The following is a 22,575-nucleotide window of genomic DNA, read 5'->3' as shown; positions in this document are numbered from 1 at the left end:
TCGCGCCGTGCCGCATTCGCCTGTCATCCCTCTGCGATTCCCCCGAGTGCTTGCATGTCAGCTCATGACATGAGCCCGAGAGCCCGCGCTGCACCTTCCCCCTGAGTCTCGATGTTCATCCGGCATTTCTCATGCCGTGTCTGACGGGCTTGTCGCTCTGCGCTCCCGTCTGCTCATAACAATAATCTGTTCACGGACGGTGATTCCTGATGGTCGACAAATCTTCCTCGCGCGGGACGGGCTTCGCTCATCCTGATACAGAGCAACCCTTTGACCAAAACCAGTGTGTACATGGCCTTTTTGAAGCCCAGGCGCAGCGCAATCCTGACGCCATAGCGGCACGCTTCGAGCTGGACACGCTTGACTACGCAACGCTCAATATTCAGGCCAACCGCCTGGCTCACTACCTGCGCAGCCTTGGGGTCGGGCCGGATGTGCGTGTCGGGATTTGCCTGGAGCGCTCGCTGGACATGCTGGTCGGCGTGCTCGCGGTACTCAAGGCGGGCGGTGCCTACGTGCCACTGGACCCCGCGTACCCGAAAGCCCGTCTGGCACACATGCTGGCAGACAGCTCGCCACGCGTGCTGCTGAGCCGCGCTCCGGCGCGCGCGGCGTTGCTGGCGGCACTGGAGCAAGGTGAGGTCGCATCAAAGGTGCTTGATCTGGCCAATACCCGGCTGTGGGCAGAGCAGCCCACGCACAACCCTGACCCGCGTGCGGTCGGTCTGACGTCCCGCCATCTGGCTTACGTGATCTACACCTCGGGCTCCACCGGAACGCCCAAGGGGGTCATGGTCGAGCACCGTGGGCTGATCGCGGTGAGCGCTGCCTGGGAGCCGTTGTACGCGCTGCACAAGCCCCTCAATCACCTGCAAATGGCCGGGTTTTCCTTCGATGTGTTCAGCGCCGACCTGATCCGCGCACTGGGTTTTGGCGGCACGCTCGTGCTCTGCCCGCGTGACACGCTGATGGACCCGCCTGCGCTGTATCGCCTGTTGAGCGAGGCGCGTATCGATTTCGCCGACTTCGTGCCTGCGGTCCTCAACCCGTTGCTGGTCTGGGCGCAGGAGGCGAGGCGCGACCTGTCGTTCATGAGCACGGTGGTCTGCGGTTCGGACATCTGGACGGCCCACAGCGCGCGCCAACTGCGTGGGTTGTGTGGCGAGCATGTGCAAATCGTCCAGGCCTACGGGGTCACCGAAGCGAGCATCGACAGCACCTGCTTCGAGTTCGAGGCCGACAGCCAAGTCGATGCAGTGCTGCCCATCGGGCGGGCGTTGGCCAATACGCGGATTTACCTGCTCGATGCCGCTGGCGAGAGGGTTCCCCAGGGCGTGACCGGCGAACTGTACATCGGCGGCGTGGGGGTTGCGCGTGGCTACCTGAATTTGCCGGAATTGACGCGCGAGCGCTTCATCGACAGCCCGTTCGTGGCCGGTGAGCGGTTGTACCGTACTGGCGATCTGGCCCGCTATCGGGCTGACGGCAATCTGGAATTCCTCGGGCGCAACGACTCGCAGGCCAAACTGCGCGGCCTGCGCCTGGAGCTGGGTGAAATCGAGGCGCGTCTGGCCGAGGTTGCCGGTGTGCGTGACAACGTTGTGGTGCTGCGCGAGGACAGCGCGGGCGTGCCCAGGCTGATTGCCTACTTCCGCGAACAGAGCGGCGCCGCGCTGACGCCCAAAGGCCTTCGCCAGCATCTGCAGCTCAGCCTGCCGGACTACATGATTCCTGCTGCATTCGTGCGTATGGACGCGCTGCCGTTGACCGCGAATGGCAAGCTGGACCGTATCGCACTGCCCGAACCGGGGGATGACGCGTTTGATCGGCACGTGTTCGAAGCTGCGCAAGGCGAAAAGGAAATCGCCCTCGCGGCCATCTGGGCCGAGGTGCTGGGCGTCGAGCGAGTCGGTCGCCAGGATCACTTTTTTGCACTCGGCGGCCACTCGCTGCTGGTCATGCGCGTGCTGGCCAAGGTCCGTCAGACACTGCATCTGGAGGTGTCACCCTCAGCCCTGTTTACAGCCCCCGTGCTGCAGCAGTTCGCCGAACGACTGAGCACCGCTCAGCAGGGCAACGCTCGCCCGCCAATCACGGCAGTAGAACGTAGCGGGGCACACACGTTGTCGTCTGCCCAGCAGCGCCTGTGGTTTCTGGCGCAGATGGAAGGCGGCAATGCGGCTTACCACATGCCCTTGAACCTGCGCTTGCGCGGGCCGTTGCAGGTGGCCGCGCTGGAACGCAGTTTCAATCAATTGGTGGCCCGCCACGAGGCGCTGCGCACCACCTTTTTTGCGGTCGAAGGCGAGGGGCGGCAGCGCGTTGCGGCGGCGGGGGCGAGCTTTCCACTGCCAGTCATCGACCTGCGCGGCGAGCATGATGCCCAGGCGCGTCTGCTGGCGTTGATCGACGCCGAGGGCAGCAAGCCGTTCGACCTCGCGGCCGGGCCGTTGATGCGCGTCAGCCTGGTCAAGCTGGCCGATGACGATCACGTGTTGTTGCTGACCCAGCATCACATCGTTTCGGACGGCTGGTCGATGGGCGTGCTGACCCGCGAGCTGGGGCTGCTCTACGCCGCGGCGATTCAGCAACCGGCCGCGCACGGGCAGTCCCTGCCACTGCCGCCGTTGCCTGTTCAGTATGTGGATTATGCGGCCTGGCAACGCCAGTGGCTGTCCGGCGAGGTGCTGGATGCGCAGCGGCGCTACTGGCGTGAAACCCTGAGCGGTGCCTCGATACTGTTGGAGTTGACCACCGATCACAAGCGTCCGGCTGCCCAGGATTACCGCGGCGGCTTTGTGCCGCTGGTCTTTGACCGCGCGCTGACGGCTCGGCTCCGAATGTTGGCTACGCAGCAGGGCACCACGTTGTTCATGAACCTGTTGGCGGCCTGGTCGCTGTTGCTGATGCGCCTGTCGGGGCAGGATGACGTGGTCATCGGTGTGCCCTCGGCGAACCGTAGCCAGCAGGAGCTGGAAGGGCTGATCGGGTTCTTCGTCAATACTCTGGCCCTGCGCATGACCCGCTCCGGCAGCCCGACAGTGGCCAACTGGCTGCAACAGGCGCGCAGCGTTGCGCTTGCCGCCCAGGAACATCAGGACTTGCCGTTCGATCAAGTGGTGGAGTTGCTCAATCCGCCGCGCAGTCTGGCGTACAGCCCGGTGTTTCAGGTGCTGTTCGCCTGGGAGCAGCATCAGGATTCCGATCTGGATTTGTCCGGGGTCGATGTCAGTGTGCTGCAAAGCGTCCAGCCAGTGGCCAAATTCGACCTGCAACTGGCACTCAGCGAGCGTGACGGGCAAATCGTCGGCGGCCTGGAATACGCGTCGGGGTTGTTCGAGCCGGAGACTGTGGTGCAGATGGGCGAATACCTGCACCGCATTCTCACGCAGATGGTCGAGGACAGCGAGCAGCCGCTTGCGACGCTCGACCTGCTCAACGCTGAGCAGCATCGACGGATCGTCCACGACTGGAACCGCACCGAACGCGATACTTCTGCACTGCCCGATTGTGTCAAACGCTTCGAAGCCGTGGCGCAGCAAACACCCGATGCCGTGGCGTTGCTGGCCGATGAGCGAGTGCTGACTTACGCAGAGCTGAACCAGTCTGCCAACCGGCTGGCGAATTACCTGATCGAGCAGGGCGTGGGGCCCGAGCAGCGCGTCGGGCTGTGTCTGGAGCGCTCGCCGCAGATGGTCATCGGCCTGCTGGCCATTCTCAAGACCGGCGCCGCTTACGTGCCGTTCGATCCGGCCTACCCGGCCGAGCGTCTGGCATTCATGTTCGCGGATGCCGCACCGAGCCTGCTGCTGACCCAGTCTGCGCTGCGCGCCGGTCTGCCACCGTTGCCCGACACGCTGCCGATCTGCTGCCTCGATGTGGAGGTGCAACGCTGGTCCGGGTATTCCGAGGCCAATCCGCGAGTGCCCGTCAGCCCCGGCAACCTGGCTTACGTGCTCTACACCTCCGGCTCGACCGGGCGGCCCAAGGGCGTGGCGCACAGTCGTGCGGCTCTGGATAACCTGATCGCCTGGCAACTGGAGCAGACGCCTGTTTCACAACGCGTGCTGCAATTCGCGTCGTTGAATTTCGACGTGTCGTTTCAGGAAATCTGCAGCACCTTGTGCCAAAGCGGCAGCCTGGTGCTTATGAGCGAAGCCGGCCGCAAAGACCTCGTCGCGTTGCGTCCGACGCTGGTGGCCGAGGGCGTACAACGGGCGTTTCTGCCGTTTGCCGTGCTTCAGCAACTGGCCAGCCTCACTGAAGCTGACGCGTCGGTGCCGATGCCTGTGCCAAAGGGAGGCTGCGAAATCATCACCGCCGGCGAGGCGTTGCTCGTCAATGACGAACTGCGTGCCTTTATCTGTGGCCTCGGGGGGGCGCAACTGCATAACCAGTACGGCCCGACCGAAACCCATGTGGTCAGCCAGTTCAGCCTCGACTGTGATCAGGCCGGGCAGTGGCCGGACACGCCGCCAATCGGCCGGTCTATCGCCAATGCGCGTCTGTATGTGCTGGACGGCGATCTGAACCCGGTACCGGTCGGCGTGGCGGGCGAGTTGTACATCGCCGGAGCCTGCCTGGCCCGTGGTTATCTGAATCGTCCGGACCTGAGTGCCGAACGCTTCCTGCCGGACCCGTTCAACCCGCAGCCCGGCGCACGCATGTACCGCAGCGGTGACCTGGCGCGGTTCGCGGCCGACGGTAACGTGCACTACCTGGGGCGCATCGATCAGCAGGTCAAGCTGCGCGGCTTTCGCGTCGAGCTGGGCGAGATCGATAGCCTTCTGCACCAGCAACCCGGTGTGCAGGAAGCGGTGGTGCTGCTGCGCGAAGATGTGCCGGGCGACAAGCGTCTGGTGGCCTATGTGGTGGGGCCTGCAACCGCCGAAACACTGCGTGCCGAGCTGCACCGGCACCTGCCGGAACACATGGTGCCGACGGCCTGGGTGGCGCTGACGCAATTGCCGCTGACCCGTAACGGCAAGCTCGACCGTCAGGCGCTGCCGGCGCCAGAGCGCCAGGCCACCAGTGCCTACGTGGCACCGCGCGACGAGACCGAGCGGCATATGGCGTGCATCTGGGCCGAGGTGCTCAAGTGCCAGCAGGTCGGTATTCACGACAACTTTTTCGAGTTGGGCGGGCATTCGCTGCTGGCCACGCGGATGATCTACATGATCAACCAGCGTATGGGCGCGCAGCTGTCCCTGAGCAGCCTGTTCAAGACGCCGGTGCTGGTGGACCTGGCTGAGCAGGTAAGGCTCGGGCGGGGTGACGGGCCTTCGCTCGACACACCTTTTACCCCGATTGAAGCTGATCGCGGCGCACGCTATGCGCCGTTCCCGTTGACCGATATTCAGCAGGCGTACTGGTTTGGCCGCGAAGCGTCGGTCAGCCTCGGCGGTGTCAGCGCCCACGGTTATGAAGAGCTGCGCATCCCCGGCTTCGACGCGCCACGTTTCGAGCAGGCGCTGAACCGCATGATCCAGCGGCACGACATGCTGCGCGTGGTGTTCCTTGGTGATGGCACGCAGCAGGTCCTCGACAGCGTACCGACCTATCACATGCCACGCAGCGATCTGCGCGGCCTTTCTGCCGACGCTGCGCAACAGGCCCTGCAAGGTACCCGCGAACGTCAGTCGCATCAGGTGCTGGACGCCAGTCGCTGGCCGTTGTTCGAGTTCAGTCTGTCGTTGCTCGATGGGGACATCAGCCATCTGCACATCAGCCTTGACGCCCTGATCGTCGACGCTGCGAGTACGCAGATTCTGGCGCGCGAGCTGATGGCGTTTTATGCCGACCCGCAGTTGCAACTGCCCGAACCGGGTCTGACTTTCCGCGATTACGTGCTGGCCGAGCAGGGCTTGCGCAATGACAGCCGCTACGCACAGGCGCTGGACTACTGGCGCGAGAAGGTTGCCACGCTGGCGCCTGCGCCGGACCTGCCGCTGGTGTGCCAGCCGGAAAGCATCAGCCAGCCGCACTTTACCCGCCGCGACCGCGAACTTTCAGCGCAGCAGTGGTCACGGCTCAAGGAGCTCGCCAGGCAATTTGCCGTGACCCCGTCGGTGATGCTGCTGACCGCATTCAGCGAGGTGCTGGCGCTGTGGAGTCGGCAGCCGCGCTTTACGTTGAGTCTGCCGCTGTTCAACCGCATGCCGCTGCACCCGGATGTCGATGAAATCATCGGTGACTTCACCTCGCTGATCTTGCTTGAAGTCAATCTCGACGGGGCCGCGAGCTTCATCGACAAGGCGCGTGCCGTGCAGGCACGGCTGTGGCAAGACATCGACCACTCGGTGGTCAGCGGGGTCCGTGTGCTGCGTGAGTTGTCCCAGGCCCGTGGCGTGCAACAGACCGCCATGCCCATCGTGTTCAACAGCACCCTGTCGGAAGCCGCGCCGGAACTGGCCGAATTCAACCTTGCCGACGCGTTGAATGCCGAACACATGCACAGCATCACCCAGACTCCGCAGGTCTGGCTTGACCACACGCTGCTGGAGCTGGAAGGGCGCCTGCTGTTCAACTGGGACAGCATCGACGAGTTGTTTCCGCAAGGCCTGATCGAGCAGATGTTCGTCGCCTACAACGCACTGCTCGACCGCCTGCTGCAGGCCGATGCCTGGAACGCCGGCACGGTGGACCTGATACCGCTGGCCCGCTTGCCGGTACCCGACGCCAGCCCGGTTGAATCAGGCCTGATGCACGAACTGTTTGATCGCCAGGCACTCGCTGCCCCGGATGCGCTGGCAGTCATCGGCATACGTCGTCAGTTGAGTTACCGGCAACTGCGGGCCGAAGCGCGGCAGCTGGCGGCGCTGCTTCAGCGTCGCGGCGTGGTGCCCAATCAACTGGTCGCGGTGGTCATGGAACGTGGCTGGGAGCAGGTCGTCGCGACGCTGGCGATCCAGTACGCAGGCGGGGCTTACCTGCCGCTCGACCCGGCGTTGCCGATCGAGCGTCTGGAGCACATTCTGCAACGTGCCGAAGCCAGTCTGGCGCTGACTCAGCCGGCACTGCTGCAACGTATCGAGTGGCCCGCGCAGGTCCAGGTCATCAGCGTGAGCGACCCGACCATGGCCGACGATAGCCTTTCCGATCAGTCCGAATTGCACCCCGTGCGTCTCACCCCGGACGATCTGGCCTATGTGATCTACACCTCGGGCTCGACCGGCATGCCCAAGGGCGTGGTCATCGATCATCGCGGTGCGGTGAATACGCTGCTCGACATCAACCGGCGCTTTGCCGTCGGTGCTGCCGACCGGGTACTGGCGGTTTCGTCACTGAGTTTCGACCTGTCGGTCTATGACTTCTTCGGCACGCTGGCTGCTGGCGCTGCGGTGGTACTGCTCGAACCGCAGCAAGCCCTCGACCCGGCGCACTGGCTGACGCTGATCGAGCGGCATCAGGTCAGCCTGTGGAATTCGGTGCCAGCCTTGTTCGGCATGCTGCTGGAGTATGTGCAAGGTGAACACAGTGCGTTACCGTCGTGCCTGCGTGTGGCGATGCTGTCGGGCGACTGGATTCCCCTGACGCTGCCCGAGCGCGCCTGGGCCCTGCAGCCGGCGTTGCAACTGATCAGCCTTGGCGGGGCGACCGAGGCGTCCATCTGGTCGATCCAGTATCCGCTGCAGCAGGTCGACCCCGCGTGGCGCAGTATTCCCTATGGCAAGGCGCTGGATCACCAGCGCTTCTATGTGCTGGATGACGCACTACAGGTTCGCCCGACATGGGTGGCTGGCCAGCTGTATATCGGCGGTATCGGCCTGGCCAAGGGTTATTGGCGTGATGAAGCCCTGAGTGCCGGCAGTTTCTTCGCCCACCCGCTGACGGGCGAACGCCTGTATCGGACCGGCGACCTGGGGCGCTGGCTGCCCGACGGCAATATCGAGTTTCTCGGTCGGGAAGACACCCAGGTCAAGGTCCAGGGGCACCGCATTGAACTGGGCGAGATCGAAGCGGCACTCAATCGCCATCCCGGGGTGCAGAGCGCCGTGGTGCGGGTGCTGGGCGAAGCGCTGGGCGAGAAGCGGCTGGCGGGTTATGTACTCAAGGCCGATCCCTCGTTGCAGGCCGGCGATTTTGCCCAGTACCTGGCAGACAAACTGCCGGCCTACATGGTGCCGACGTCGTTTACCTTCGTGCAGGAATGGCCGCTGTCGGCCAACGGCAAGGTCGACAAAAAGCGCCTGCCGGAGCCGTCGCAGGTTCAGGATGCCGGTCCCGCGCTGGAAGTGGAGGGGCCGCATGAGCAACAACTGGTGATGATCGTGCAGGGCGTGCTCAAGCGTTCTTCGATCGCTGCCGACGCCAATTTGCTCAACCTGGGCGCTACCTCGATCGACATTGTCAGGATCAGCAATGCGCTGTCCGGCGAACTGCAGTTCCGTCCCAACGTTGCGCAACTGCTGGCGCAGCCGACCCTGCTCAACCTGCTCGGCATGTACCGCCGGAATCTGGCCAACGGCAGTGTGGTCGACAGCGTTCGTCAGCGCGCGGGTTCGCCCGAGCCGGTGATTGAAGATCCGCAGCAGCGGGCGCGCTTCAAGGCCGACCAGCGCGGCCGGCGGACCTTCGCCCCGCAGGTTGCGGCGCTGGACCTTGCACGTCCGGATAACCCCGCGTTCGCGCGGCGCTTCAGCGACTACCGCTCGGTACGCCAATTCGCTGCCTGGCCCATTTCGACCGAGGCATTTGCCGGGTTACTGGCCAGCCTGGCGCAAGGGCAACTGCACGGCGAGGTCAAATATCAGTTCCCGTCCGCAGGCGGTCTGTACCCGATCCAGTGCTACCTGTATGTCAAACCGCAGCGGATCACCGGCGTTGCTGCCGGCGCCTATTACTACGACCCGGTTCAGCACCGTCTGCTGATGCTCGACAGCGAGCCGCTCGACCCGGACACCTACGATTATTTCGTCAACCGCCCGGTGTATGAAAATGCAGCGTTCTCGCTGTTCTTCATTGCCGACATGGCCGCGATCCGCCCGCTGTATGGCGAGCGCAGTCGCGACTTCTGCCATATCGAAGCCGGGGGCATGGCGCAATTGCTGACCATGACAGCGGTGGAGCAGGGCCTTGGCCTGTGTGGCATGGGCTCACTTGAAGAGCAGCAATTGTCGGCCCTGTTCGACCTGGGACCGAATCACCAGTTGATCTACTCGATGGTGGGCGGCCTGCGCACTGCCGACGAACAACGCCACGCGCAGGTCGAGGCGTTCGCTTCTGCCGCGGATAGAACGGACGACGCCAGCGACATGGAGGAGATAGAGATATGAATGCCTATCAATTGCTGGAGTTGTTCGGTCGCCACGCCGTGGTGCTTGAAGTGGACGGCGACAAACTGCGCTGCAAGGCGCCGCGCGGGTTTCTGAATGACGAGATGTTGCAGGCGCTCAAGCAACACAAGGCAGAACTGATTGCCTTGCTGAGCGGCACTGACCCGGCCGCGATCCCTCGGCGTGCCGCCGGGCAAACGGCTGTTCCGCTGTCGTTTTCACAACGCCAGCTATGGTTCCTCGATCAGATGGAACCGGGCAATGCGTTCTATAACGTGCCCACTGCGGTGCTGCTGAAAGGCGCGCTGGATGTGCCGGTGCTGGAGCGGGCGCTGAACGAACTGATCATGCGCCATGAAATATTGCGCACCACCTTTGCCAGCGTGGACGGCGAGCCACGGCAGATCGTGCACCCGGCGATGCCGTTGCTGATGCCAAGTGTCGACCTGCGTAGCCTGTCGCCGACGGCGCGCGATGCGCACGTCAGCGTGGCGGTGGAGCAGGAGGCCAAAGCACCCTTTGACCTGGCCAACGGCCCGTTGCTGCGGGCCTCGCTGCTGCGTCTGGCCGATGAGGAATATCTCTGGCTGTACAGCGTGCACCACATCATCGCCGATGGCTGGTCGATGGGCGTGATCCTTCAGGAAGTGACCACCTTGTATGGCGACTTTCTGCGCGGTCAGGCGTCCAGTCTGGCGCCGCTGGCGGTGCAGTACGCCGATTACGCCTGCTGGCAGCGACAGCGGCTGAGCGACGAGGCGCTGGCCGGGCAACTGGACTTCTGGCAGCGCACGCTGGCCGACGCGCCGCCGCTGCTCGATATGCCTGCCGACCGACCGCGCCCGACCGTGCAGCGCTACGTCGGAGCGACCTTCAGCTCGACGGTAGACGGCACCACCCTGCGCGCGCTCAACGCGCTGGCCAGACAGACCCAGGGCACGCTGTTCAACGTGCTGATCGGCGCGCTGTCGGTCCTGCTCTGGCGTCACAGCGGTCAGCGGGACCTGTGCATCGGTACGCCATTCGCCAACCGCAGCCGTCCCGAAATCGAGCCGCTGATCGGCCATTTCGTCAACACACAGGTGATTCGCCAGCGTCTCGATCCGCAGCAGACCTTTGCCGAGCTGTTGCGCGAAGTACGTGCCACCCTGCTGGATGTTCACGCTCATCAGGATGTGCCTTTCGACCGCGTGGTGGAGGCCGTCAACCCGCAGCGCGATACCGCGTATTCGCCGTTGTTTCAGGTGATGATGGTGTTGCAGAACACTCCGGGCAACGCCGCACGGATGCCCGGCCTGAGCATGACGCCATACGGCACCGGGAGTGCTACGGCCAAGTTCGACCTGGCGTTCGAATGGGTCGAGCGCGACGGTCTGCTGAGCCTGCTGGTGGAATACAACACCGATCTGTTTGACCAGACCAGCATCGAACGCCTGAGCGGGCATTATCGTCAGCTGCTGGAGCAGGTGGCGCTGAACCCCAAGCAGCCTGTGGGTTCACTGACGCTGATCAGCGATGCCGAACGCGAACAGATTCTGAACGAGTGGAACAGCCCGGCACCGCTGGCCCAGCCCGTCGACTGCGTGCATCGCCTGATCGAAGCTCAGGTCACGCGTCGGCAGGCCGAGTGTGCTGTCATCTTCGAAGGTCGGTCGCTGAGCTACAGCCAGCTCAATAGCCAGGCCAACCGCCTGGCGCATCATCTGCTCACCCTCGGCGTCGGCCCGGATGTGCGCGTGGCAGTGTGTATCGAACGCTCGTTGGAACTGCCGGTGGCAGTGCTGGCGGTGCTCAAGGCCGGGGGCGCCTATGTGCCGCTGGACCCGGATTATCCATCGGGACGCCTGCGGCATATTCTCGACGACACGTCCCCGGTGGTGGTGCTGGCCCAAGGGCCGACGCGCAAGATCCTGCGCGAGGCCCTGCAAGGTGCGCACCGCGAGGTGCCTATCCTCGACGTACAAGCTGATGCCGTGCTCTGGGCCGAGTGCCCGTCGGACAATCCGCAGCCGCAACGCGTCGCTGTGAACGCCGACCACCTTGCGTATGTGCTGTATACCTCCGGCACTACGGGGCTGCCCAAGGGTGCGATGATCACGCATCGCGGGCTGAGCAATATGCTGCTGTGGTGTCAGCAGCTCTGTGGCGCATCCGGCCGCATGTTGCACAAGATTCCATTCGGTTTCGACGCCTCGGCCTGGGAGATCTTCTGGCCGTTGCTCACGGGAGGCCGGCTGATCATCGCCCGTCCCGGCGGGCATTTCGAGCCTGGTTACCTGGCGCAGGTGGTGCGTGAACAAAGCGTTACCGCGATGGTCTTCGTGCCGGCCATGCTGCAACTGTTTCTTGAGGTCGAAGAGGTCAGCGCCTGTCACACCCTGAAGGATGTGTTCAGTGGCGGCGGGGAGCTGTCGCCCGCAGTGGCCAGGCTGTTTCAGGAGCGTCTGCCGCATGCCCGCCTGCACAACGTCTATGGTCCGACCGAAACCACAGTGATCAGCAGTGTCTGGACGCTGGAGCCCGGTGCCGACGTTCCGTCGCGCCAATTGCTCATCGGCCGACCCCTTGCCAACACCCGTTTTTACGTGCTCGACGAGCGTGATGCGCCGGTGCCAGCCGGGGTCACCGGTCAGTTGCACATTGGTGGTGTCGGCGTTGCACGGGGTTATCTGGGGTTGGACGAGCTTACTGCCGAACGGTTTATCGACAACCCGTTCGTTGCCGGTGACCGGTTGTACCGCAGCGGCGATCTGGCGCGTTATCGCCCGGACGGTCAGTTGGAGTTTCTCGGCCGCAACGACTTTCAGGTCAAACTGCGCGGCATTCGCCTGGAACTGAGTGAAATCGAAGCACGGCTGGACCTGTTTCCCGGTATTCGCACCAGTGTGGCGTTGATCGTCGGTGACACCGCGCAGAACCAGCGTCTGGTGGCGTGCTGCGTGACCGACAGCGCAGTCGACGAATCCGCGCTGCGTGAGCACCTGGCAACGACCCTGTCCAGCGCCGTCATGCCCAGCGCTTACCTATGGCTGGACGCCTTGCCGTTGACGGTCAACGGCAAGGTCGACCGTGCAGCGCTCGCGGCACAGGCCGATCAGGATCTGGCCGACCGGCAAGTCAATCTCGGCAGCCCCAGGGACCATATCGAGCTGACCCTGTATCAGATCTGGAAAGACCTGCTGCTGGTGCCGCAGATCGGCATTCGCGACAACTTCTTCAACGTCGGCGGGACATCGATTGCGGCGATCAAGATGGCCTACGAAATTGGCCGGGCGTTCAGCGTCGAAGTGCCTGTGCGCGTGATCCTCGGCCACCCGACCATCGAGGCATTGGGCGGCTGGCTGCGTACTGGCGCCAGCCTGGCTGCGGCACAGGACAATCTGATCGAATTCCGGCGCGGTACCGGGCAACGCAACGTGGTGTGTATTCACCCGGCGGGCGGCACAGCGTTCTGCTACCTGTCGCTGGCCAAGGAGCTGCCGGAAAGCATCGGTGTGTACGGTGTGCAATCGCCGGGGTTGAACCCTGGTGAGAGTACCGAGCCAAGCGTCGAAGCGATGGCCGATGCCTATCTGCGGCGGATCGCTGCATTGACCTCACAACCACTGGTGCTCACCGGCCTGTCGTTCGGTGGTCTGGTGGCGTACGAAATGGCCCGGCGCCTGACGGCTGCGGGCCATCGTCAGGTGACGGTGGTGCTGCTCGATACTCAGGGCTCGGATGATCCGGGGTTCCGGCAACAGATCGGCACCGTAGACATGGCGGAGTTCCGCGACAAGCTGGTGCGCTTCAACGGTATGTATCCCGGCATCGAAGACGCGCAGGTCGAGCGGTATTTCCACCTCTACAACCACAACCGCCTGGCCATGGCCGCGTACGAGTGCGCGCCACAAGCAGGGCGCATCGTGCTGATTCAGGCTCGCGAAGGCTTCAGCCGCACGCAGTTGCATGAGCTGCGCAGCTTCTGGCGTCGCCGCGCGGGTAACGGTTACAGGGCCCGGCTGGTGCACGGTGGCCACTGGGACATGCTGGAAAGTGCCGAGGTGCATCGGGTCTCGCAGACGCTCAGGCAAGAGCTGCAACGTTTCGACACGCAGGAGGCGCAATGATGAACCGGCACGAGGAGAATATCGCCCGCAACCCCAAGACCCTGCTGTCACGTTTTGCCGAGCAGGTAAGTCTTGATCCCCAGGCGCTGGCGGTGATCGACCGGCAGGTACGGCTGACCTACGCGCAACTGGCCAGTGCCAGTGAACGCATCGCCAAAGGGCTGCTGGCACAAGGCGCAGGCCCTGCTGATCCGATTGCCCTGTGCATGCCGCGCTGCTGGCAATGGGTCGCCACGATACTGGCCGTGCTGAAAGTCGGGGCTGTGGTGGTGCCGCTGGATCGGGCCAGCCCGGCCCGGCGTCGACAATTGATGCTCGACGATGGAGGCTGTGTCGGGCTGGTGACCCTCGGTGAAGACGCGGACAGCCTGGCAGCGCCACAACGTGGCTGGTACGTCAGCGTCGAAGCCTTGCTGGAATACCCCGATCAGCCAGCACTGCCGCTGCCCGAGGACTTCGCCGAGTCGAGCTTTCTGTTCTACACCTCGGGCACCACCGGCACCCCGAAAGCCGTGGAGGTGGGCGAGCGTGGTCTTTTGCGTCTGGCCCGGATCGACAGCTGCCTCGACATTCGCGCAGGCGAGCGCGTTGCCTGTCTGTCCAACCCGGCGTTCGACGCCTGTAACTTCGAGCTGTGGGCACCGCTGCTCAACGGCGGTTGCTGCGTCATCATTGCCGACGCAGACCTGCAGGACGCACAACAGTTGGCCAGGGTGCTGGAAACGCAGCAGATCGACAGCCTGTTCATGACCGTGTCGCTGTTCAACACCTTGAGTGCGGATAACCCCGCCTGTTTCGCCAGCCTGCGCCAGGTGCTGATCGGCGGTGAGCAGGTCAGCGCCGCGGCGGTGCGTGCCTGGTATCAGGCCAATCCCGACAGCCGTTGCCGGATTTTCAACGCCTACGGACCCACCGAATGCACCACCTTCGCCGTGTGCTATCCGATCCCCCGCGACTTTGCCGGGGACGCGGTGCCGATCGGTCGGCCATTGCCTGACACCGGCGTGCAGGTGCTTGATGCGCAACAACGCCCGGTTGCCAGTGGCGAGGCGGGTGAGCTTTACCTGAGCGGCAGCGGGGTCGCATGCGGTTACCGCAACCGTCCGGCAGAGACCGCACAGCGTTTCCTGCGCCTGCCGACAAGCGACGCCGGGGACGTGCTGCATTACCGAACCGGCGATCAGGTGCGGATCAATGCCGACGGGCTGATCGAGTACCTGGGGCGGATTGACCGTCAGGTGAAAGTCCGCGGTTTTCGCATCGAGCCGGGCGAGGTCGAGCAGCGCATTCTGGAGCATCCGCAGGTGGCGCAGGTGCATGTCTGTACGCGCAGGCAGGCGGCTGAGGACCACCAGTTGCTGGCGTTCATCGTGCCGCGCGAGGCGCTGGACTATCGCGATTTCGACCAGCACCTGCGCGACAACCTGGCGGTATGGATGCGCCCCCATCAGCTGTTTGTGCTGCAGCGCCTGCCGTTGACCGCCAATGGCAAGATTGATCAGCGTGCGCTGCTGGAACAGCCCTTGGAGCCGTGGCGACCGGAGGCGGGTTCGCGGGCAAACGAGCAACACTCGCCCGCGCTGGACTGGCTGCTGACCCAGGCCCGCAGGTTATTGTCGCAACCTGAGCTGAATGGCGAGGATGACTGGCTGGGCAGCGGCGGCGACTCGCTCAAGGCCATGCGTCTGCGCTCTGCAATCCGCACCCACTGGCAGCGGGAAATCACCCTGGTTGCGGTGCTGAGCGAATCGTTTTCGGCACTGGCCGAGCGCCTTGGTGATGAGCAGGGTGCGGCGTCTGCCTATCCGCCCGCGCCGCCCATCAACCGTTCAGGGCGTGCGCCGGCGACTGCCGAGCAAAGTCGCCTGTGGCTGATGCAGCAGCGCACGCCGCAGGCGACGGCCTACAACGTGCCGATCATCCTGCACCTGGCGACGGGTGTTCAGCTCCCCGCACTGGCCGAGGCCGTGCAGCGCCTGTTGACTCGGCAAAGCGGGCTGCGTACGGCGTTTGTGTCCGCTGCCGACGGGCTGCATCAGCAGGTTCACCAACGCGAGGCGGTGTGCCAGACCTTTGCCACAGGAGCATTCAGTGAACAGACCTGGCGCAGCTTTGCAGCCCTGGTTTTCGACACACCTTTCGATCTGGCGACATCGGCCCTGTGCAAGGCCTGGCTGCTGCCGTTTGCCGATGGCAGTTGTCGCTTGCTGCTGAACCTGCACCACGTGGTCATCGATGGCTGGTCGATGAACCTGTTGTTCGATGACCTGGTGCAGCTGTACGACGATGCGCTGCAGGGGCGGCCGAGTGCCGAGCCTTCGCCGGGTCTGGGCACGCTGGAGTTCGCGCTCTGGCAACGGCAATGGCGTGTCGACCCGCGCTACCGCGATCAGCGCCGCGCCCTGGCCGCGTTGCACCGTCAGCTCCCGGCGTCTTCGCCCGCGCTGCTGCCGGTTCGCGAGCCTGGTCCGCAGGCACGGCTTTATCGTCAGCCGCTGGGAGCCACGCGCAGTGCTGCACTGGATCGGTTTTGCAGCCGACAGCGCGTCACTCGCTATGAGGTGCTGTTCAGCGTCTATGCCTGGAGCGTGTACGCCCTGACCGGCTGTGAACGGCCACGCATCGCCAGCCCGGTATCCAACCGTCCGCTGAGCGAATTCGAAGACGCAATCGGCATGTTCGCCAATACCGTGCTGATCCCCACGGCGTTCGACGGCGACAAGGCGCTCGACCAGCAGCTGCATCAGCAGACCGCCACTGTGCGTGAGGTGCTGGCCTTGCAGGACGTCGCGCTGGCGGATCTGGTGGAAGACCTGCGGCTGTCGTCGGGCAGTGCACTGTTCGATTTCATGTTCGTGCTGGAAAACACCGACTACGCCAGGCTGGCTCAGACCGGCCTGCGCGCCACGCTGGAATTCAACGAGACCGTACAGGCCAAATGCCCGCTGACCTTGCTGGTGGTCGATGCCGGGTCACAGCTGGAATGCTGGTGGGAGTACCAGTGCAGTTATTTCGATGCGGCACAAATGGTCGCCGTCAATCAACTGCTGCAGCAGGGGCTTGATCTGCTGCTGGAGAGGCCGTCTGCCACCCTCGATGCGCTGCTCACGCCTTACCGCTCCAGCCTGCCGCCCGCCAGTCAGGGCGACAGCGCTGAGCCGCCGTTCAGCACCGTGGCCGACTGGTTTGCCTATCAGGTGAGCTGCACGCCGGATGCTCCGGCACTGGTGGCTGATCAGCGATGCATCAGCTACGCCGAACTGGATGCACTGGCCAATACTCTGGCGGCCACCCTGATCGAGCAGTGCCCGCTGTCGGAGTGCAACAATGCGCCGCTGCAAGTGGTCCTGTACCTCGAGGCGTCGGTCGAGCACATCGTGGCCTTACTGGCGCTGGCCAGGCTCAACCTGACGGCGGTGCCTCTGGACCCTGGCTATCCGCTGGCGGTGCAGCGCCAGGTCATGCAGCAGGCGCAACCCGGCTGTGTGCTGTATAGCGCGACCACTGAAGCAGCACTGGAGAAATTGAGCGTAGACCGGCAGGTCTGTCATCGGGTCGACCTGAGCGCTGCAGCACGACCGTTCGAGCGTCGCCGTCATGCAGGGCAACGACCGTTGTACACGCTGTTCACGTCCGGTTCGACGGGGACACCGAAAGGGGTTCAGGTGCCGGACCGGACCCTTTGCAATCTGTTGCACTGGCAGCGCAATGAGGGGCAATTGCCCGCGAAGTCAGTGACCCTGCAATTCTCCATGCTGTCGTTCGATGTGTCGTTTCAGGAGATTTTCAGCACCCTCTGCGGCGGGGGCTGTTATCACCTGATCAACCCGCGTTGGCGGCAGGATGCCCAGGCATTGCTGAGCTATCTGGTGCAGACGCGCATCGAACGGCTGTTCCTGCCGTGCGTGGCCTTGCAGCATCTGGCGCAGACCGCTGTCAGCCAGGGCGTGTATCCGCAGGCGTTGCGCGAGGTGATCACGGCGGGCGAGCAACTGCTGTGCACCGAGGCCTTGCGCAACTGGTTCGGCGGCATGCCGCAGGCACGGCTGTTCAATCATTACGGCCCGACCGAAACCCACGTGGTCAGCGCCTGGCGTTTGCCTGCGACGGTTCAGGACTGGCCGCTGCGCGCGCCGATCGGGCGGGCAGTGAGCAACGGACGTCTGCTGCTGGTGGACGAACATGACCGGCCGGTGCCGCGTGGCAGTCAGGGCTACCTGCTGGTGGCAGGGCCGATGATTTCGCGCTGCTACCTCGCCGACCCGGCGCTGAATGCCGCGCGCTTCGTCGAGTTGCCGCAGCCTGAGGGCATGACCCTGTTCTATCGCACCGGCGACCTTGCGCGGGCTGATGCAAACGCCTGCCTGCACTACCTGGGCCGGGACGATCAGCAGATCAAGATCAGTGGCCAGCGTCTTGAACTGGGGCAGATCGAAGCCGCGCTGATGCAGGTCGCTCAGGTGAGCAACGCGGTGGTGGCCATGCAGGCTGAGCCGCCCCGTCTGGTAGCCTGGTTGCACAGCGAAGGCACGCTGCCCGATGTACAGCAGCTTGACCGACAGATCACTCTGCACTTGCCGGCGCATGTGCGGATTGACGAGTACCGGCGGGTTGACGCCTGGCCGCGCACGCCGAGCGGCAAGATTGATCGCAAGGCGCTGGGTGATCTGGGCGAGGTGCTGCAACGGCAACGCAGCGGGCTGCCTGCGGCACCGTTGAGCGCACTTGAACAGCAACTGAGCGAGTTGTTCGTGGCGGTCATCGGTCGCGACATCGAGCCTGATCAGACCTTCTTCGAAGCCGGCGCCACCAGCCTCGGCCTGATGCGCCTGCATGCCCGCTACAACGAGGTACTGGCGCAGCCAGTGGCAATGGCCGCCTTGTTCGAGCATGTCAGCGTGCGCCGTCTTGCGCAGCATCTTTGCGCTTCGCCATCCGTACCGGCAGGGCAAATGCCCGGTGCTGGGAAGGGCAATGAGCGAGGCCCCAAGGCTGGCGAACAACCCATGGCGATCATCGGTATGTCGGTGAATGTGGCCGGCGCGAGCAACCTCGCCGAGTTCTGGGCGATGGTTCAAGGAAACGGCTTGGGCATCAAGCGGTTCGACGCTGCCGAGGGACTGGTCGGTGCACGCAGTCAACTGACCGGCCTGCTGGATTTCGATCCCGACTATTTCGGCATCAGCCTGCAGGAAGCGCGACTGATGGACCCGCAACAGCGGCACCTGCTGATGGGCTGCGTGCAGGCGCTGCAACATGCCGGGCTCACGCCCAAAGCCGACGGTCCGCGCATCGGCCTGATCGCCAGTTGCGGCGAGACCACGTATTTCCAGCAAATGCTGCGCGAAACCGCCGAGGGCGATCTGCCGGACGGTTTTCAGATGGCGCTGCACCACGACAAGGACTTTCTGGCCACCAAGGCGGCTTATCACCTCGACCTCGGCGGCCCGGCACTCAGCGTTCAGGCGGCGTGCGGCAGCTCGCTGATCGGCGTGCACCTGGCGGCGGCGATGCTACGTGAGGGCGACAGTGACGTGATGCTGGCCGCTGGGGTGTTGATCGACCCGACCCTGACCGATGGCTATCGTTATCGCCCGCAGCACATTTTTTCCCGCGACGGGCTGTGCCGTCCGTTCAGTGACGACGCCAGCGGCACCATCGGTGCCAGCGGTTATGGGGTGGTGGTGCTCAAACCGCTGGACCGCGCCCAGGCCGACGGCGACCGGATCTACGCGCTGGTTGAAGCCTCTGCGCTGAACAACGATGGCCGCGCCAAGATGAGTTATACCGCGCCATCGGTGGCGGGGCAGAGCGCAGTGATCAGCGAGGCGCTGCGCAAGGCCGGGATCAACGGCGACGACATGGGTTACATCGAGGCCCACGGTACCGGCACGCTGTTGGGCGACCCTATTGAAGTGGCTGCATTGACCAAAGCGTTCGGCGCGGCGCCAGCCGCCAGTTGCGCGCTGGCCTCAGTGAAAAGCCAGGTGGGGCATCTGGGCGCGGCTGCGGGCGTGGTCGGGCTGATTCGCGCGACACTTGCTGTGTTCCACGGAGTGATCCCACCCAACCTGGGTTTTACCCGGATCAATCCGCAAATCGACCTGCAGCATTCGCCGTTCTATATACCCACCACCTCAGGGCCCTGGCCCGAGGGGCGTCGGCGTCTGGCCGGGGTCAGCAGTTTCGGCATCGGTGGCACCAACGCGCATGTGATTGTCGGCGCCGCGCCGGAGCAGACAGCGCGCGTCGAGGATAGCCCGGCGTGCCTGCTGCTGTCGGCGCACAGCCGTACTGCCCTGGAGCGGGACATGCTGGCGATTGAAGCCTGGCTCAGCGCCTTTCCCGAGCAGCAGGCTGCGCTGCTGCGTTACCTGCAAAACGGTCGACGCGCGTTGCCCTGGCGCTTCGGGATGATCTGCGAGCCCGGTCAGACGCCGAACCTGCAAGCCTCTTCGATCAGGCAGGTGACGCTTTCGGACGTGCGATTGAGCGCCAGCGAGCATTCACCGCAGGCCCTGCTGGACGCCTGGTATGCGGGGGCCAGCATCGACGGGGCGACCGGTTCGACGCCGCCACCCTGGGACTTGCCACCGTCGGCGTTCGACCTGCAGACCTTCCGCTTCAAACCCGCCGCGCGTGCCGAACTGCAGAAGTCATCAGCCGTCGAGCGCCAGCCGCTGACAGACTGGTTCTATCAGCGTCAGTGGCAGCGGCTGCATCGTCTGCGTACACAACCGACTGGCGAGGGTCGTGAAGTGCTGGTGGTGTGCAGCCATGAGCGCCTGGAGGCCGACACGCTTGGCAGTCTGCAGGGTGTCTATCGGCACGTCATCGAGGTGCAGTCTGGCAATGGCTACCAGCAACTTGGCCCGAATCGTTATGAACTCGACCCGCTGGACCCAGTGGCGTTTGGCCGATTGATCGCCACGCTTGATCAGAATGGGCAGACGGCGGCCGAACTGGACTGGCTGCATGCCTTGCCGCTGTCGGTGGGCGGGGCGGTTGACGAGCAAAGCCTGGCGGCCGCGCAATGGGCCTGCCTGGATACGCTCAGCGCGTTGTTGCAGGCCTGGGGGCAGAACGCGCAGAAGAGCGCCCTGCGGCTCTGGCTTTTGTCCTGGCAAGCGTGCCCGGTGAACGGCCCGGTCATGCGCCCTGAACTGGCGGCGCTGGCCGGTATCACCGAAGTGGCCCCGCAGGAGTACCCGATACGCTGTCACTGGCTGGACCTGCCCACGGCGCAGTTGAGCACCCAGACTCGGCACCTGGCGGCGCTGCTTGCCGACCCGGCGTCGCTGCCGCGACGCATGGCCGTGCGTGACGGTTATCTGTGGCAGCCGCAGCTGCAGGCCAGTCCGCTGGCGGCCCCGACGGCGGATTCGAATCTGCTGCCGGCGAACGGCACGTTGCTGGTGCTCGGCGGTACAGGCGGCATCGGTCGTACTTTGTGTGAACACCTGCTGCAATCCGGTCAGCGGCGGGTGGTGCTGCTGTCGCGAGGCGGTGAGTGTCCGAAAGAACTGCACGCCTATGCTTCGCGCATCGATAGCATCGCTGCGGATATCGCCGACCTGGCGCGCTGGCCGACGGTGCTTGAACACTTGCGTGAGCGTTACGGACACTTTGACGGCGTGATTCACGCGGCCGGAACCGGAGCGGGCAGCCTGATCCGTCAGCGCGATGCTCAGATGCTGTCTGAGGCAATGGCCAGCAAGACCCGCGGCATGCTGGCGGTCGAAGCGTTGATCGAACAGATGACCCCGGGGTTCGTGCTGTATTGCTCTTCCATGTCGGCACTGTTCGGTGGCGCCGGGCACCTGGACTACGCCGCTGCCAGTGCCATGCTTGACGGTTTTACCCACTACCGCCCGCATGCCGAAAATGGCTGTGTGCGTCTGGGCATCAACTGGGACATCTGGCGCGATGTGGGCATGGCCGCTGCCAGTGGCATCGGAGACGACGCGCACCAGCGGCACCTGGCGGTCGGCATGTCGGCGCAAGAGGGCTGCCGGGTATTCGATGCGGCCATGACGGCTCAACTGCCGCAGTTGCTGATCTCGACCACCGATCCAGAGACGGCGCGACAGTTTTACCCGGTTCGCCACAGCGCAGGCTCGACGCTGGCCGATACTGCGCCAGCGCTGACGGCAGACACTGAAGCGCAGGACCGTCTGCCCGAGCATCTGCATGACTGCCTGTGCAAATGGCTCGGTGTGAGTGCGCTGCAGCCGGATGCCTCGCTCTATGAGCTGGGCGCCGATTCTCTGACCCTGCTGGACCTGATCGACGAACTGCAGGCCGCGACCGGCGTGGTCTTCCAGTTGTCGCAGTTCAGCCACAAGGTCAGCCTGGCCGAGGTGTTGGCGCTGGTGCAGGCGTCAGGGGCCGCAACGGCTGCGGACGAAAATCAGTGGACCGATGCGGTGAGGATCGATCAGTGGCATGCGGGCGCGGGCCGCGAGCGCCTGTACCTGATTCACCCGGTGGGTGGCGACGTGCAGGCGTACCGCGAGCTGGCCTCGGCGCTGCACCCTGATCTGGGCGTGTGGGTGATCGCCGATCCGGCCTTGCGCCTGCCCGACCTGCCGAACATCAGCGTGGATGAGCGCGCGCAACTGTATCTCGAGGCATTGCAGGCCCATCACCCCGACGGCACGGCATGGCGGCTGGCCGGCTGGTCGTTCGGCGCGTGGGTGACGCAGGCGATGTGCAGCCTGCTGACGGAAGAGTGCGAGCAACCACTGCTGTACCTGATCGATCCCCCCGCGCCGGATGCGGGTAACGAGCTGGCGCAGATCGGCGAAGCGCAGATTCAGCAGGTCTTCCAGCGCGAGTTTTCTGCACGGCGCACCCTCAACGCGACCACCATTACGGCCAGCGAGGACACGTCAGGTTACCTGCAAAGCCTGATTGTCTGCTGTCAGAACAACATGGCGAGCATGGCGGGCCACCAGCCCGTGGTGCTGCCGCGCACTCCGGTACGGCTGTTCATCGCCATGCAGCCCAATCCTTACGGCATGGGCAGCGCCTGGCGGATCGCCGATCTACAGCGGGCGTGGCAAGGACTGCTGCCGCACATGTCGAGCTGGCAAGCACTGGACACAGATCACTACGGCATTGTCGCTGCGCCCTGGGTGCAGGTGATTGCCGAGATGATCAATGCCGACCTGTCGGCGGCGCAGGGCTGA

The 22,575-nt window shown here is 64.4% G+C and carries 3 protein-coding genes; all 3 read left to right on the top strand.

Features of this window, described 5'->3' with window-relative positions:
• Window positions 1-209 precede the first annotated feature (209 nt).
• The 3 genes from JOE33_RS05215 to JOE33_RS05205 are packed head-to-tail and all read left to right on the top strand — an operon-like array spanning window position 210 to window position 22,575.
• A complete protein-coding gene (locus JOE33_RS05215; RefSeq protein ID WP_187625678.1) occupies window positions 210-9,275 on the top strand; it encodes a non-ribosomal peptide synthetase in 9,066 nt (3,021 codons plus the stop codon).
• Entirely contained in the window at window positions 9,272-13,384 is a 4,113-nt protein-coding gene (locus tag JOE33_RS05210) for a non-ribosomal peptide synthetase (RefSeq protein WP_187625677.1), read from the top strand. Before JOE33_RS05215 ends, JOE33_RS05210 begins: the two co-directional genes overlap by 4 nt.
• Window positions 13,384-22,575: a non-ribosomal peptide synthetase gene (locus JOE33_RS05205; RefSeq protein ID WP_209924043.1), complete on the top strand. Its 9,192-nt coding sequence runs from the start codon at window positions 13,384-13,386 to the stop codon at window positions 22,573-22,575. Before JOE33_RS05210 ends, JOE33_RS05205 begins: the two co-directional genes overlap by 1 nt.

This window comes from Pseudomonas sp. PvP027 (assembly GCF_017833005.1).
GTDB classification, from domain to species: Bacteria; Pseudomonadota; Gammaproteobacteria; order Pseudomonadales; family Pseudomonadaceae; genus Aquipseudomonas; species Aquipseudomonas congelans.
Note: the sequence above shows the minus strand (reverse complement) of the source record. Positions and strands in the feature narration are given on the sequence as shown.